The sequence below is a fragment of the Paenibacillus sacheonensis genome, from assembly GCF_009909195.1.
GTDB lineage: Bacteria > Bacillota > Bacilli > Paenibacillales > Paenibacillaceae > Paenibacillus_Z > Paenibacillus_Z sacheonensis.
In genome coordinates this window covers 1-15,367 of the sequence record NZ_JAAAMU010000018.1, presented here as the reverse complement: position 1 = coordinate 15,367, position 15,367 = coordinate 1, and the positions used below count along the sequence as shown (strand labels likewise).

Annotated in this window: 15 protein-coding genes; 1 reads left to right on the top strand and 14 read right to left on the bottom strand. The window is 55.3% G+C overall.

What is annotated here, in order from left to right:
• Positions 1 to 14 precede the first annotated feature (14 nt).
• From GT003_RS25260 to GT003_RS25200, 13 genes are all read right to left on the bottom strand, one after another.
• The gene (locus tag GT003_RS25260) at positions 15 to 1,712 is read right to left on the bottom strand and encodes a response regulator transcription factor (RefSeq protein WP_161703192.1); all 1,698 of its coding nucleotides are present in this window, start codon (positions 1,710 to 1,712) and stop codon (positions 15 to 17) included.
• Between the two features lie 317 nt (positions 1,713 to 2,029).
• The gene (locus GT003_RS25255; protein ID WP_239566101.1) at positions 2,030 to 2,902 is read right to left on the bottom strand and encodes a sugar phosphate isomerase/epimerase family protein; all 873 of its coding nucleotides are present in this window, start codon (positions 2,900 to 2,902) and stop codon (positions 2,030 to 2,032) included.
• Between the two features lie 103 nt (positions 2,903 to 3,005).
• On the bottom strand, positions 3,006 to 3,878 hold the full coding sequence (locus tag GT003_RS25250; RefSeq protein WP_161703189.1) for an amino acid kinase family protein: 873 nt from the start codon (positions 3,876 to 3,878) through the stop codon (positions 3,006 to 3,008).
• 124 nt (positions 3,879 to 4,002) lie between these two features.
• Positions 4,003 to 4,707, bottom strand: coding sequence for a DUF4386 domain-containing protein (locus GT003_RS25245; RefSeq protein WP_161703187.1), 705 nt, complete (start codon positions 4,705 to 4,707; stop codon positions 4,003 to 4,005).
• 95 nt (positions 4,708 to 4,802) lie between these two features.
• Positions 4,803 to 5,204 (bottom strand): hypothetical protein, encoded by a 402-nt coding sequence (locus GT003_RS25240; RefSeq protein ID WP_161703185.1) that lies wholly within the window; start codon positions 5,202 to 5,204, stop codon positions 4,803 to 4,805.
• Between the two features lie 25 nt (positions 5,205 to 5,229).
• Positions 5,230 to 5,931 (bottom strand): ATP-binding cassette domain-containing protein, encoded by a 702-nt coding sequence (locus GT003_RS25235; RefSeq protein WP_161703183.1) that lies wholly within the window; start codon positions 5,929 to 5,931, stop codon positions 5,230 to 5,232.
• Complete coding sequence (locus GT003_RS25230) at positions 5,906 to 6,301, bottom strand: GntR family transcriptional regulator (protein WP_161703181.1); 396 nt, start codon at positions 6,299 to 6,301, stop codon at positions 5,906 to 5,908. Before GT003_RS25230 ends, GT003_RS25235 begins: the two co-directional genes overlap by 26 nt.
• A 6-nt stretch (positions 6,302 to 6,307) precedes the next feature.
• Positions 6,308 to 7,003 (bottom strand): hypothetical protein, encoded by a 696-nt coding sequence (locus GT003_RS25225; protein ID WP_161703179.1) that lies wholly within the window; start codon positions 7,001 to 7,003, stop codon positions 6,308 to 6,310.
• A gap of 1,001 nt (positions 7,004 to 8,004) precedes the next feature.
• Positions 8,005 to 8,991: an ABC transporter permease gene (locus tag GT003_RS25220; RefSeq protein WP_161703177.1), complete on the bottom strand. Its 987-nt coding sequence runs from the start codon at positions 8,989 to 8,991 to the stop codon at positions 8,005 to 8,007.
• Positions 8,988 to 10,514, bottom strand: coding sequence for a sugar ABC transporter ATP-binding protein (locus GT003_RS25215; protein WP_239566100.1), 1,527 nt, complete (start codon positions 10,512 to 10,514; stop codon positions 8,988 to 8,990). The genes GT003_RS25220 and GT003_RS25215 overlap by 4 nt, the downstream gene beginning before the upstream one ends.
• A 475-nt stretch (positions 10,515 to 10,989) precedes the next feature.
• Complete coding sequence (locus tag GT003_RS25210) at positions 10,990 to 12,111, bottom strand: sugar ABC transporter substrate-binding protein (RefSeq protein ID WP_161703175.1); 1,122 nt, start codon at positions 12,109 to 12,111, stop codon at positions 10,990 to 10,992.
• A gap of 170 nt (positions 12,112 to 12,281) precedes the next feature.
• Positions 12,282 to 12,905 carry a M15 family metallopeptidase gene (locus GT003_RS25205; protein WP_420831480.1) on the bottom strand — a complete coding sequence of 208 codons (624 nt, stop codon included), beginning with the start codon at positions 12,903 to 12,905 and terminating at the stop codon, positions 12,282 to 12,284.
• A 233-nt stretch (positions 12,906 to 13,138) separates the two neighbouring features.
• Complete coding sequence (locus tag GT003_RS25200) at positions 13,139 to 13,720, bottom strand: TetR/AcrR family transcriptional regulator (RefSeq protein WP_161703173.1); 582 nt, start codon at positions 13,718 to 13,720, stop codon at positions 13,139 to 13,141.
• A 217-nt stretch (positions 13,721 to 13,937) separates the two neighbouring features.
• Here GT003_RS25200 and GT003_RS25195 point away from each other — a divergent pair, with 217 nt between their 5' ends.
• Entirely contained in the window at positions 13,938 to 15,125 is a 1,188-nt protein-coding gene (locus GT003_RS25195) for an MFS transporter (protein ID WP_161703171.1), read from the top strand.
• Positions 15,126 to 15,265: 140 nt separating this feature from the next.
• On the opposite strand, the gene GT003_RS25190 is transcribed toward GT003_RS25195, so the two are convergent.
• Positions 15,266 to 15,358, bottom strand: coding sequence for an IS3 family transposase (locus GT003_RS25190; protein WP_428842605.1), 93 nt, complete (start codon positions 15,356 to 15,358; stop codon positions 15,266 to 15,268).
• Positions 15,359 to 15,367 lie beyond the last annotated feature (9 nt).

The following is a 15,367-nucleotide window of genomic DNA, read 5'->3' as shown; positions in this document are numbered from 1 at the left end:
GTCGCCCCTCTCTGCTACGCGCCGTAATTGCGGTATTGGGCCGGCGTCATACCTTCCCAATCCTTGAAGGTTTTGACGAAATGCCGAAAATCCTTATAGCCGACCAGGTCGGCGATTTCGTAAATTTTGAGGGATGTCTGTTCGAGCAGTTCCTTCGCCTTCGAGATGCGAATGCGGATCAGATACTTGCTCAGCGGCTCTCCGACCTCTTCATGGAACATTCTGCTGAAATACGAGGGATTCAAGTAGATGGTTTCGGCTACGTTGTTAAGACTGATACCGAGGTGGAAGTTGTCGTGGATGTATCGCAGCGCTTTATCGATGCTGCGCTTCTGCCCAAGCCCGATCGAGCTCGGATTCTTTACCAAAAAGGCGTTCATGACGGTCTGCTTCCACTCCCGCAGCGGGCAGCGGTACAGCTGGAGCTTCATCTGATGCGTCACCGCGAGGGGCTTGAAATGCTCCTTGCCTTTGCAAAGCTCCTGCCATTTGGTCAACAGCAGGCCGATGTACAGGTTCATCTCCGTGCGCACGGCCAGCGCCGAGCTCTGCTTGACCCACTCGCGCAGCAGCTTCGTCTGTTCGTCCAACAGGGAGGACAGCCGCTTCTCGTCCAACAGCATCATCGCATGTATCATCCGGTTGGTCCAAGCCGTGTCGAGCACCTCCGATTTGGCCGCGGCTTGAGCGGCTTCATCCGGCGCCGCTTGTTTCGCGCCCGAAGCCGCGAACGGCGGTGGGGCCGCCGCGTATCCTTCCGCCGTCGGCCCGTACACGCGGCTAGCGCCGTGAATGAAATAATGCGCGTTATATGTAAGCGCTTCCCTAAACGCGAAAAAAAGTTGGTTTCGTTCTCCGGGGCCGCTGACCCCGATGCTGATTCGAATGCCGAGCACTTGCAGCGCCCGCTTGACGGCTCGATCCGCGACGACGAAGATCTGTTCGCCGCCCGCATCGGGAGCAAGCCGATCCGGCCTTGTCCGGCAGGAGGAGACCATCAGCGCCGCGTCGGCCATCTCATGCTCGTTGAGCGGGCAGGCCAACGCGCGCAGGCCCGCTTCGGTAAAAATCTCCTCCATCAGATTGCCCAGCGCATAGCGCAATAACGCGCAGCCGCTCTCGTTCAAGCCCCGCTCGCCCCAATCATGGACGACGGCCGACAGGACGACGAGCCGCTCAGGGTCCAAATCGATGCCGAGCGCCTTCCAGACCGGCTGCAGCTCATGCGCGGCCGTCGGGCGGGACAGGCACAGCTCCAGATGCTTTTGCTTGGCGAGCGGGACGCTTTCCCGCACGAGATCCGTCAGCGCTTCCATCCGGTTGAACGCCTGTCGCTGCTTCCGAATTTCCGCGGCGCAGCGGTCGACGATGTCGAGCAGCGCCTGCTCCTCGATCGGCTTCAGAATATAATCGAATGCGCCCAGCTTCACGGCCTTCTGCGCATAGAAGAAATCGCTGAAGCCGCTGATCAGGATCACCTTCGTATCGATTCCCCGGCGCTTCGCCTCTTCCAAGAGCTCCATGCCGTCCATGGATGGCATCCGAATGTCCGATATCACGATGTCCGGCACGTTCTTCTCCAGCAGCGCAAGCGCCGCCCGGCCATCCTCGGCTTCGCCGATCCACTCGATCCCGTGCGCCGTCCAATCGACGGTCTGCCTCAAGCCCTCCCGTATCCAAAGCTCATCGTCGACGATCATCAGTTTCAGCATGCGCCGTGCCTCCCATCGGTAATGTACTTTCTTCGCCATTACTATCATCTTACTGAAGCAGGGGGCCTCGCATAATGATATTATTTTTAGTTTTGGTGTACTATTTTTACTTTCGGAACGGGTTTTCCCGCTATTCGTTCTCGTTGTGGCCCAATTATTTCAATATTCCGAATTATTATCAAGGAAGGAGAGCTGCAATAGCGCATCGCCATCGAAGGCTTCGTATGCAAATAAACGCCCCAAGCTCGGTTATGCCCAAGCCTGGGGCTATGCGTATCGTTTCGGACCGGAATGCCGCTTATGGATTAGAATGCCGTTTATTTGAAATACGCTGCCAAATGCCGTGCCGCCTTCTCGATGCCCTGCTTCTCCGCTTCCAGCGAACCCCAGAAACGGTGGTCCTCCAGCTCGATGCTGACCGCGCCGGAATAGCCCAGACGATCGAGACGTACGGCAACCTTGCCCCAGTCGACTTCGCCGTGGCCCGGGATCGTGTACCGCCAGGAGCCCTCGGAGAAACCGAATTTCGCGCCGAAGGTCGCTTCCAGCACGCCGCATTCGTACAGCTCGTCATGGAGAATCTCCGTGTCCTTGCCGTGGCAGTGGTTGATCCGTTCGCCGAATTCGCCGAGCGCCCGGATATAATCGATGCCGAGGCGAACCAAGTGCGACGGATCGTAGTTCCAGCCGAAATGCTTCGACGGAATCGCGTCGAACATCGCCCGAAGCATCTCCGGCGTACAGCCGAGCGTCGGATAATGCGGCGCCGGTCCGGGCCAGCCCTCGATCGCGATGTAGATGCCCTGCTGCTCGGCATGCTTGACGATTTCCGGGAAGGAATCCTTCCAGATCGCGAAGCCTTCGCTGCGCGGAAGCGTGAGATCCTCCGGTACGAGGCACATGAACAGCACGCGGCCTCCCAATGCCGCAATATCGGACATTTCCCGCTTCGTCGCCTCCACCGCGTCCGCGCGGCGCGCTTCGTCGCGGCTAAGCAGCTGCGCCGTGTGCTTCGCGTCGATCGAGCCGAAGCCAAGGCCGGCCGCCTCGCAGGCCGCTTTCCATTCCGGCGTGAGCCGCGGGAGATCCAACACCTCAAGTCCTGCGTTTACTGCCAGCTGCGCCGTTTGCGCCATACCCTCCGCGCCGATCTTGGGCGGAATCCGCATTCCTAGCTTGACGTTCAACATCCCTGTTCATTCCTCCTCGGATAATGCTTGATCATGCCAACAACCCGATTATAGCGCAGGCGCGGCAAGAATCTACCCTTTGGCGGAATGTTGCAGGTTTAGATCAGGCCATTGCCTGCCACAGGGCTTGGAAGGCGGCATCTTCCACCCGGAAGAACACCGCCGCGCCCGCGTACTTCGCATACCCGTTCCCGAATAGGCGCAGGCGCGTGACGCTGCCGTCCTTCAACGTGAGGGAGATGAACTTCTGGTCCGGGTTATCATAGATCCCTTGCTTGTAAAGGATGTCGAACGCGACCGGTTTCGCTTCGTTCAAGGCGTCCAGAAACGCCGCGAACGCGTCGCCCTGCGCCACCGGCTGCAAATGCCGCTTCGATTCATTCCAGCTGTTGAAGGTCTCCCATTGCGCGGATTGCAGGTTGCCCTCCAGTCGGAGACGCCCGAACAGATCCGCGCCGCTGTTCACCGTGAAGCCGTTCAAGCACTCGTACAGCTCCGTCCAGACTTCCCCGTCCTGCTCCGCGTACGACATGAGTCTGAACGCCGGATCGTATCCCTTAACGGCATAAATATCCGCCTCGCCGATCGATGAGGCCAGCTCCGTCGCATAGGCATCCTGGCTGCTCCATTCGTCGATGCTGCCGATCGTCCGGCCGACCTTCTCGCCGAGCAGCGCTTTGGCATCCTTCGCCGCGAGCTTCGTATCGGTCTGCGTATAGATTCGGCCTTGGTACACGAATAATCCGATCATGTCCGCAGCCGCATTGGACTGCCTGGGCAGTTCGATCTTCGGCAGCACGACGCCGCCGCCGTTCGAAGTTGAGCCCGCCGGCTCCTTGGCCGGCTCGTTCGTTTGGCTGTTTCCCGTGCCGGGCTGAACAGGCCGCGTATTCGAAGCTTGCTCGCCGCATCCGGCCAGCAGCAGGACGGCAGCCGCCGATGCCAGGATTGCGGATTTCATTTTCCGCGTATTCATGGTCTCTCGCCCCCTTGCTTGCTAGACGAGAATGCCTGCCGAATGTTGCATGCGCTGCCTGAATCGGGCGGAGTACGGCAGCGACATGTACCCGTGCTTCACCGCGTTCTGTTCTATCCTCGTTCTACACGCTGGGCTTGTTAGTAGGGGCAAGCGCGGATTCATTGAAGCCTTTGACGAGAAGCCATACGGCCAATATCATTTCATTGGCAGCTACCGGTATCGCAAAAACCGCCCCCCAGACGGAAACTTGATCAATGACGCCGAACATGACTAAGACGGCACAAAGAAATATAAGTGCGGATCCGACCAAACCCAAGATGGGTATAAACCTGGGGATGAGCTTGGATTTATAAAAGATATAACTGTACATCGCCGTATTGATGCCCAGCATGAAGTTGGGGCCAAGCAAAAATGTCCAGTCATGCACGGCTTTCAACGAAGTGCCCGAAGCTTGAAAAGATGCGGCATTCACTGCCCCTGCCGCTATGAACTCCCTGCTTAGGGTCACGAGGGACAACATGCTGATGACGCCGACCGTAATAATAATCGCTTCAAGAAATCGGAAGCATACATGCCAAAGAGCAATCGTCTCATTATGCTTTCTTAGAATCGGAAACATCGTAGTCGCGGTACCGATCGCCGAAACGACCAGAATGAGCTCCATAACGGCTCCAAGTATCGTCTGGTTGGCGTGTTTCGAACCGTTAGTCAAATAATCGGAACTTAAGGCGGGTTGGTATAAAGCAAGACCGATTATCGAAGTAACGGCAGCAAGAATAAAGAGTACGCCTACAATGCGTGCGCTTTGTCTGCTAGTAAAATTCATTGGAATCTCTCCTCTGCATGCTATTATATGCGGCAGCCAAACCGAATCGTTTGCTGCATCCCGAGCCAGCCCCTGGCTGCGCTCTCCGGCCGCATTCAGTAAAACCGATCTCCGGGCTTCTTGAGGTAGTGTTCAAACACAAAGCGCCACGGAATTCCAAACGGAAAAATCAATATCAGCAGGCAGGCCGATGCCGTCGCCCAGGTCGATTCGTCCATATGGCCGGATGACCACAGCGGGAGCGCAACGACGAGGAGCCAAATCGACTTCCATGTCATTTCCCACAGAAGCAAAGGCAGCATCTGCAGCGGATACCGGAGCCCAAGGACGGATAGAACGGCAAAGGCGGCCAGCATGCATTGGACCACTCCCTCCATCAGTTCCCAAGGTTTTTCATGATGGATGATTCCAGGCCATACCTTGATGCCAAGCCCCACGGCGACAAGAACGTACAGCGCCCTCAACAAATAAAGGCGAAACAGCGAGATCCCATTCATTCAATCGGCTCCGATCGGGTTGAATTCATTCGAGATACGCCTTTTTCATCCAATCCGTTATGCCGAGTCCCTCTGATTCGTGCAGGTGCTCGACCTCCGTCTTTCTAACCAGTGCCCCGTCCTTAATGGCTATGAAGCTATCCAATATCGGTTCTATTTCCGAGATTTCATGGCTGGTCATGATCAGGGTCTGCGTTTCCAAGTCTAGATAAGAAATCATTCCTTTCACGATCGCATGCCGCACCATCGGATCGAGTCCCGATAACGGCTCATCCATTAGAAGGTAAGGTACATTTCTGGCTAGCGTAAGCACGATTTTCAATCGGCCTCGATTTCCTTTTGAGAGCGCACTGATTTTCTTGTCTGGATCCAGTGCCATATAGGCCATGATTTCTTCCGCCTTCGCGAGATTAAAGTCGGAAAATTGCGAGGCCTGGTAGGCTATTGCCTCTCTTACCGTAAAGAAGGGATAGAAAGAATCCCGGTCGGATAAGTAAGACACGTGTTTACTTATTCTTCTGTGCGCGTTCTCCCCGTTAACCGTTACCGTTCCGGTCGTCGGTTGCAGCAGTCCTGCGATCATTTTCAGTATCGTCGACTTCCCGCTGCCGTTCTCGCCCACGATGCCTATGATTTTACCTAAGGGCACCGTGAACGAAATGTTCGCAATTACGGAACGTTTCTTATACGTCTTAGAGACATTAGTCAATTCGATCAACGGATTCATCTCCTTTATTCATTTTGAGCAAGTGGTCCCGCAATCCCGAGACGATCTCGTCCGAACTGAAACCCATTTCCCGCATGACTTGAACAAACGTTTCAATCTGCTCTTCTTTCATTTTCCCGCGCAATTGAATCAGTCGCTCCTCTTGTTCCGTGACGAATGAGCCCTGGCCTCTCCTGGTCTCCAGAACGCCCTCGCGTTCCAATTCGCTGTAAGTGCGCTGAATGGTGTTCGGGTTGACGTTGTAGGATAACGCCATTTCGCGGACAGATTGAAGCTTCTGGCCGGCTTTTAGCTCTTTGCTCACGATTAGTCGGTTAATCCGATCTGCCAATTGCAGATAAATCGGTTTTGAAGAATTAAATTCATCCATCCATCTTTACACCTCTGCTTTTCTATCCATAATCCAAGCACTCAAGTAAAACAGCCCGACGGTAATTATAAAGTGATACAGATATTCACCCGCATAGGCGGGTATAGGATCGATCGAGAACGTCGGGAAATTCATCTCCAAGCTCCCCCATTGCGTCAACATCTTGTATAGGCTGGAGGAATCGAACAAGCTGCCGATCCAGCTTGGCAGGATGACCGCCGCAAGAATGACTAACCAGTTCCAACGCCCGATGCGATATTTAAGCGCATGGTAAAGGGACCATAAAAGGATCACCCAGACGCCAATCCCCACGGAAATCAAAATCACATGAACGAAAATCAACCAGCCTGCCATCCAAGTATCCGTCCAATGCGGCTCGATTAAATGAAACCTCGAAATAAGCAATAGACCCGCCATCGCATATAGAACGATCAAGGAAATAATCGTCATGATCAGCCCGTTCAGTATCTTGCTAAGGAGCAAGGCGGCGGCCGATTGGGGATTATGGAGCCAGAGGTGAAGATGACCGGCCTCCGTCCTCAAGCTGGTAAACAAGAAGAGCGGAAGATAGAAAACATGTAACGCCACAACCGCTAACAGCGGGATGAACGGGTACAGGTTATCGCCATGGGTAATGAACAACGTTAACGATAAAATCATGAGGTTCATGACCAAACCGACGAAAAAAAACGATCTTGTCAATCGAAAATCCTTCTTGAATGAAGCTGCCCATGCGGCCATTTCAATCTCCCCCGAAATTTGAATTTAATACCATATAACTGTATTAATGAAATAGTACACTAACACAATGGGTCATGTCAAATACATTTCTCATTGGAGGCGCGAGCCTTCCCTTTTCAATGGTCAGTATTGGTACGAACTCCTTGCTAGGAGTTGTATGTCGGGTAGAACCCCGGTTCATTGCGATTAAGAGGAACTCCGCAGCAGTATTGAGAAAAACAAGACATTTTGATGCAAAAAAGCTGCCGTCTCCGGCAGCCTCATTGCAAACTTATGACTTCTCTTTCTTCTCTTTCTTCTCTTCTTCTCTTTCTTCCTTTCTTCTCTTTCTTCTTTTTTCTTTCTTCTTTCGTTCTTTTCCGTCCAACCATCATGTGTTGGAGTTCGGCACTGAATGGCGAATGATCGAACGATCGTCATAAGACTGGTTGTCTTGGGATGCGGGCGCATGATCGGAGCCCGCGGCATTTAAGATCCCGGCTCCGATTTGGTTTCCCGCTAAGGAATTGAACATAAGCATTATTCTTGTCTGTTATCTTCTCTTCATCATAAAGGGAAGAAAGACGAACGGAACAAATAGAAAAAAGGGAAACCCGAACATCCTGCCAATCAGGTAGAACAAACCGCTGGCTAGTATGGTGACGACCAAACTAAATAAACAGCCTTTTCCGGACAGGTTACCAAAAAAGAACACGTTGTCCCTCTCCTTTTACCAGACTCCGCCATTATTATGCCCGTTGGTAAATAGTACGTATGCATTCGGCCAGCGAAGCGAAAATGCATGTCTTCTAGTAACGGCTCAACGTCCCTACATGGATTCCGCCGCACGTTCACAGGCCAAGGAAGTGAGGATGCCGGCGTGAATGGAGGCGATATAACGAAAAAATCGCCGGCCTCCGCAAAAAAGCCGGATTCTCCCAAGAGAATCCGGCCAGCGCCGCAAGTGGCGTAGTCAATCAAATTCAATTCTTCCTGCGGTTCAAATGAATGAACGTAACCGCCAGCGCGAGCACGAGCACCGCGCCTTTGATGATGTCCGTCGTGTAGTACTCGACGTTCATCATCGTCATGCCGTTGACGAGCACGCCGATCAGAATCGCCCCGATGAACGTGCCGATAATGTTCGGACGCCCTGCGCCGAAGACGGAGTAGCCGACGAATACCGCCGCGACGGCTTCCATCAGCATCGGCGCGCCGGCATCGACCTGCCCGTTGCCGACGCGGGCCGTGAACAGGATGCCGCCGATGGCCGCAAGCACGCCGGACGCGACGTATGCGATCGTGCGCACCCGCTTGACGCGAAGGCCGGATAGCCGGGCCGCTTCTTCGTTGCCGCCCATCATGATCATCTGCCTGCCGAGCCGCGTGTATTTGAAGAACAGATGCGCCGCGATGACCGCGATGACCATCAGAATGACCGGAAACGGTACGCCGAGCAGCTTGCCTTGGCCGATCCACAGGAACTGTTTGGAGATTGCCCCCGGCGCCTTGGTACCGTCCTGCATCTGCATGTTGCTGTAGATGGAGTAGCCCTTCGTGTACGTCTTATGCACGCCGCTCACGATGTACATGACCGCCAGCGTAGCGAGCAGATCCGGTATTCGGACCTTAACGATAAGAAACGCATTAATGAGGCCCACGATCGCTCCGAACACGAGCGGCACGATAATGACCACCGCCAGCGGCATCTCATACCACACCATCATCGTCGCCGACAGCACCGTGGCGAGCGAGACGGTCGAGCCGACGGACAGATCGAAGCCGTCGACCGTCAGCGAGATCGTCACACCGATCGCGACGAACGTCACGATGGAGATGGAGCGCAGAATATCCGCGAGGTTGTTGTACGTCAAGAAATATTCATTGTAGAGCGAAAAGAACAGCAGAACGATACCGATGAAGAGGATCGCCCCGTATTTAAACGAGAATTGCAGCACCCGATTGTTCAAGCCATTTCCTCCTTACCCGCACTCGCATAGTAAAGCAAATCCTCCTGCGTCGCCTCGCCCCGGTCGAACGAGCGGACGATCTCCCCATCGCACAGCACGAGAATCCGATCCGCCAGGCCCAGCGCCTCCGCGAATTCGCAGGTCAAATAGAGAATACCCTTGCCTTGCTGCGCGAGTTCGCCGATGATCCGGAAAATATCGCGCTTCGCGCCGATGTCGACGCCCTTCGTCGGTTCGTCGAAGACGAATATCTTCGCATCCGTGCTCGTCCATTTCCCGATCGCAACCTTCTGCTGATTGCCCCCGCTGAGAAAAGCGGTCGCCGTCTCGGCACGGTGGGTCTTGATGCCGAGCCGCGCGATAGTATCGGCCGCGTGCCGTTTCTCCTTGGGGCCGGATATAATCCCGAGCCGGCTGAGCGACTTGAGAATCGGAAGGCTCAGATTATGCAGCACGGACTCCCGTACGAGAATGCCTTCCTTGCGCCGCTCTTCCGGTACGAGCACGATGCCCGCTTCCACCGCTTCGGCCGGCGAACGGGGAAGGATGTTCTTGCTTCCGAGCGTCATGGTTCCGCTCTCCGCGACATCCGCACCGAAGAGCAGACGCGACAGCTCCGTCTTGCCCGCGCCGACGAGCCCGACGACGGCCACGATCTCGCCGCTGCTCACGGTCAGATCGACGCCGCGGACCCGCCGTCCGGCGGCCAGTCCCTTCGTCTCCAGCAGCGGACCGCCGATGACGGCCGGCAGCTTCGGATATTCCTCCTCGAAGCTCTTGCCGAGCATGGCCCGAATGACCTCGCCGGCATTCGTGGCACCCGCGGGCTCGTTCATGACGACGCCCCCGTCGCGCATGACCGTGATCCGGTCGCTGACGCGGAAGACTTCCGGCAGCCGATGCGAGATGAAGACGATGCCGATGCCGGCTTTCTTCAGGCCGTCCATCAGGCCGAACAGCCGATCCGCTTCCTCCAGGCTGAGCGGCGCCGTCGGTTCGTCCAGGATAACGAACTTCGCTTCCTGCGCGAACAGCCGCGCGATCAGCACCAGCTGCTTCTCGGCCAGCGTCAGATCCGCGACGGCACGGTTGACGTCGATGCGTAAACCGAGCCGGCCCAGTACCCGCGCCGCTTCCTCGTTCAGCTTGCCCCATGCGATCCACGCGCTGCCTTCCGAGGAAGCCAGACGATCCAGCATGATATTCTCCGCGACGCTTAGATGCTGCACGAGCGACGTATCCACTTCCTGATAGACGCAGTGGATGCCGTTCTTCTTCGCGTCGGCCGGCGAACGGACGAGCAGCGTCTCGCCGTCGATCGCGACCGTTCCCTCGTCGCCTTCGTACGCGCCGGACAAAATTTTCATGAGCGTGCTCTTGCCTGCGCCGTTCGCGCCGAGCAGGGCGTGAATCTCGCCGCCGCGCAGCTCGAAATCAACGTTCTTGAGCGCTGCTACGCCCGCGAACGATTTGCCGATCCCGCTCATTTGCAGCAGGCGCGCCGGCTGTTCGGACTGTCCCATCAACATTCCCCTTTCACGCTTCGCTTGGGATAATCCGCATGGTGAACATCCGCTCCCTGCGGTCGGTATGAGCCTTCAATCGCTGTTGTGGGCAAATTTCATTCATTATATGAATGATTTAGTCGTAGAAATTTGCCCACAAAGGCGACCGCTTAAGGCGATTGGTTTGCGTTCACTGTCGGAGACAGAAATGCAGCATTCGCCGGCTTCGAAAGCATAGGCTGTTGCTCCGAGCCCATATCGACCTTCGGTCGCATTTCACCAAACCACATTATAACGTGCTAACGCTTCTAGACTCATAGATAACAAAACATCAGCTGCTAGACGACTAGGCAGCTGCTTCGTTAAGCATGTTAAAACTTAACAGGCAAAATAACGTATATAGTGTAACATTAGCCGACCCGGCAATACTATACAACCGCTAAACATAGGAAACGGCGCGGGTTTCGCCGCGCCGTTCTTTTGAGCTTATTGCTTATTTGCCTACGGATTGCTCCAGCGCCTTGAGGTAGTCCGTGTTGCCTTGCTCGCTCGTACCCCAGCCTTTGACATACTCGCCGAGTTCCGCCGTCGTGATTTTCTTGTCCGTCGGCAGCGCGTCGCGGCTTACGAATACCGGCTCGATTTGAACCGTCGCGTCCGTTTGGTCGCCGTGCAGCTTTTGGTACAGGTAACGCACCTGAACTTGGCCGATCGAAGACGGGTCAGCGCCTGCGGATGCAACCCACGGGCTTGCCGGATCTTGAATGAGCGCCAGATCCTCGTCGCTCAGGTCGATGCCGTAGACTTTGATTTCCGTGCGTCCCGCTTGCTTGATCGCGTTCGTTACGCCTTTGGCAAACTCATCCCAAGCCGCCCATACCGCCGTGATGCTGCCTTTCTCCGGATACTGCTTCAGTACCGCTTCCATGCGCGTCTGCGCGTCGAGCTGCGCCTGATTGGCATCGCCGAATTGGGAGATTTCCTTAATATCCGGATTGTTCTTCAGGAATTCCGCGTACGTGATTTGACGCGTTTCCATCGGCGGGAAGCCCGCTACCCATACTTTGACGATGTTGCCTTTGCCGCCGGAATCCTTCTTAAGCGCTTCAAGCGACTTCTCGGCCAGCAGCTGATCGTTCTGCGCCAGGCTCGTAACGGCTTCTACGGACAAGCCGGAGTCGAAGGCAACGACGGGAATTTTAGCCGCGATCGCTTTGTTCACGCCGTTCGTGAGCGCGTCCGCGCTGCCGTGGTCGATCAGAATGCCGTCATACTTCTGGTTGACCGCCGTATCGAGATTGGTCACCATTTTATTCAAATCGTTGTCCGACGCCAGCACCGTTACTTTGCCGCCGAATTTCTCGATTTGTTTCTTTACGCCGTCGACGTATTGCGCCGAGAACGTGCCTTGGTTAAATTGCATGATGAGTGCGATTTTCTTGCCTTTCAACGAATCGAGCGAAGCGTCCCCGCCCGCAGCCGCATTGTTCGCCGGCGCATTGCCCGCGTTTCCTGCGTTATTGGCATTTTCTTCTTTGCTGCCGCATGCGGACAATACGAGCACGACCGCAAGAATGAGCGCCAGCGCGAAGCCTGTGCGTGGCTTGATTTTCATGATGATTTTGCCTCCCTATCCTATCTTCTCTATCTTCGTAATGGATTTACTATAAACGGCCATAACCTAGTATGTCAATCGGAAATATGAAAGACATATATTACCATTTGCAACACGGTCCTTTTCATCGCGAAAGCCGCCGTGGATACGACGGTTTTCGTGAGCTGTTCCTATTTGGGACTTGCATCGTTCGGCGGCCTCTTGCCCCGCTTGAGCTCGCTGATCGAATAGCCGAAATCCATCTGCAAATGCGGATAGTCCTTGAAGCTTTTCCAGTCCCCGCCCCAAGTGAAGCCGAGCGTCTTGGCAATGCCCGCAACCTCCAGCCAGTCCGCTTTGCCGTTATGGTTGCCGTCGTACTTCATATCCCAGATCACGTCCCCTTTCGGGGTGCGCAGCGCAAAATCGATCGCCAAGCCGTAGTTGTGGTACGAAGCGCCGCCCTTCACGTTCGTGACGACTTGTCCCTTGGCCGTTCGTCCCTGCTCGTAGAGCACGTCCTGCTCCAGGCTGCTGCGGAAGCCGTCGGTGACCAGGATCGTGATGCCAGCCTTCGACGTCAGCTGGATCAGCTCCATCATCTTCGCGGCCACGACCGGATGCAGCGACGTCACCGGCGGAGGCGGCGGCACGTTATCCCGGGCTTCATCGCCCGGCCAGAAGCGTTCCTTCGCAGGCGAATGAAGCACGATCAGCCCTGCCAAAGACAGCAGCATCATCGTAAGCAGCCATGGCCCGCGGCTCGTTCTTCGCCTCCCGGTTCGGACCGGAACCGACAGGTTCATATCCGGCATTGCTTATTCACATCCTTATCGATGCCCGTTCTTGCGAATAGCTAGCTTACTAGTTTTCGATTTTACTAGTGTACCCTATTTTTCGTTCGAATAACGTGTCGAAACTAGTAAAAGTTTTTCCCTTTTTCGTGCCGGCCGGTTCGGGGTCCTTTCACGTCAAACAGTCCGAACGCTTCGCTCCGGACTTCGATAACCGATTCGAGCAATTTGGAAGCCAAGAATATACCCGGCATCTATTTCATCAGCGCTAGGATGGTCTCTACGGAATTATTGATAAATGATCGCTCCGGACGCGATTTCAGCATGACGGTGAGTCCGATTAACGAAACAACCAGCGTCTGTGCCAGCGCTTTCGCGTTCATGCCGGCTTCAAGCTCGCCCGACCGCAACCCCCGTTCAATCGCTTCCTGGAATAGAACCGAAAGGTACATTTGATGTTCCCTGGTCAGAATTTCGAATTTCTCATCATGGGGAGCAAGTTCCACCATCGTATTAATGCAAAAGCATCCCCGATATCGGCCTTCCGAATAGCCTTCTTCCACGATGCCTTCGAACACGGCGCGGAACCCTTCCTTCACGGATGAGCGATTCTGAAGCTTGGCCCGAATATCGGAAGCGTGAATGGCCGTATATTTCCGCAGCGCGGCTTCGAACAATTCCTTCTTGTCGCCGAAGGCGGCGTACAGGCTGGGCCGTTGAATTCCCATGCCGGATGTTAGATCGCTTAAAGAGGCAGCTTCGAAACCTTTCTCCCAATAGACCTGCATGGCTGCATCCAATGCAATGTCCATGTCAAATTCCCGTTTTCGAACCATGACAGCACCTCTTAATATATATCGTTCGGTATGGTTTGATTGTAAACGCAGAGGGATATCCTGTCAAACCGTTCACGGCTGCCACAGGCACTTCCGATAACAATTCCCTTGACAGCAGCTGTATACGCACGTTAAATTTGCATTGTTACATAACGTACCGATCGATATAATATACTCTTTGGTATGATTCTATATTCTCGAGAAAGGATGTGCCTCCATGTCTCGTTATACGGCACTATTGTTTGCGGCCGCCTGCGGGTTGGCCGTTGCCAATATCTACTACGCGCAGCCGCTGCTGGACGCGCTCTCGAGCGAGTTCGGCATCGCCCCTTCCTCCGTCGGCATCGTCATTACCGTTACTCAGATTTGTTATGCGTCGGGGTTGCTGCTGTTGGTCCCGCTCGGCGATCTGCTGAATCGGCGCCGGCTGATTCCGGGTCTGATGCTATTATCCGTATTGGCTCTTGTCGCGGTCGGCACCGCCCCGACCGGCACGGTACTGCTCATAGGCTTAGCTGCGGTCGGACTTCTCGCCGTGGTTACGCAGGTGCTCGTGGCGTTCGCGGCGGCTTTGGCTGCTCCCGTCGAGCGCGGACGAACCATCGGCTTGGTCATCAGCGGAGTCGTGATCGGCATTTTGCTTGCGAGAACCTTTGCCGGGGTATGGACCGATCTCGCCGGTTGGCGTTCGGTTTATCTCGTCTCGGCAGCGTTGACGCTCGTTATGGCCGGCGTGCTGTTCCGCGTGCTTCCGCATGAAGAACGCGAACGACCGCCGCTATCCTACCTGCAGCTGCTTCGCTCGGTATGCGGGTTGTTCGTGCAGGAACGCATCTTGCGCGTTCGCGCCGTACTGGCTTTGTTGATTTTTGCCGCGTTCAGCATATTATGGACCTCATTGGTGCTGCCTCTAAGCAGCCCGCCGCTGTCGCTCTCGCATACCGCCATCGGAGCGTTCGGTCTCGCCGGGGCCGCCGGAGCATTGGCTGCCTCCCGGGCAGGCCGGCTCGCCGATCGGGGCCAGGGACAACGGACGACCGGCGTCTCCCTGACCTTGCTGCTCGCTTCATGGCTGCCGATCGGCTATACCGAACATTCGCTGCTTGCCTTGATCGTCGGCATCCTCCTTCTTGATTTGGCCGTTCAAGCCGTACATGTCACGAACCAGAGCATGATTTATAACGTACGGCCCGAGGCGCGCAGCCGGCTCACCGCCGGCTACATGGTTTTCTATTCCATCGGCAGCGCCGCCGGTTCGATCGCTTCGACCCGCGTCTACGCTTACGCGGGGTGGAACGGCGTCTGTTGGCTAGGTGCCGCCGTAAGCGCTTCTGCGCTTTCATTCTGGGCATTGACCCGCCGTTCGCGGGCCGTTTGGCCGACCTCACTGGGTGACGACAGCTAAACTATTCGAGAAGAATACGCCGGCTGCGGCTGCTTCTACGAACGGCTGATCGAACCGAAAACAGGCAATAAAACAGCAGCAGCCAGGACTTTTTTTGAACTGCACCCCGTCAAGTAGACAGTACAAATAAATAAAGTCAATTAGGCGGCCTTAGTCCTGTACTCCATCGGACTGAGGCCGTTTAGTTTTGCTTGTAATCGTTCATGGTTGTAGAAGTGGATGTAAGCCTGAATATCTCTGTG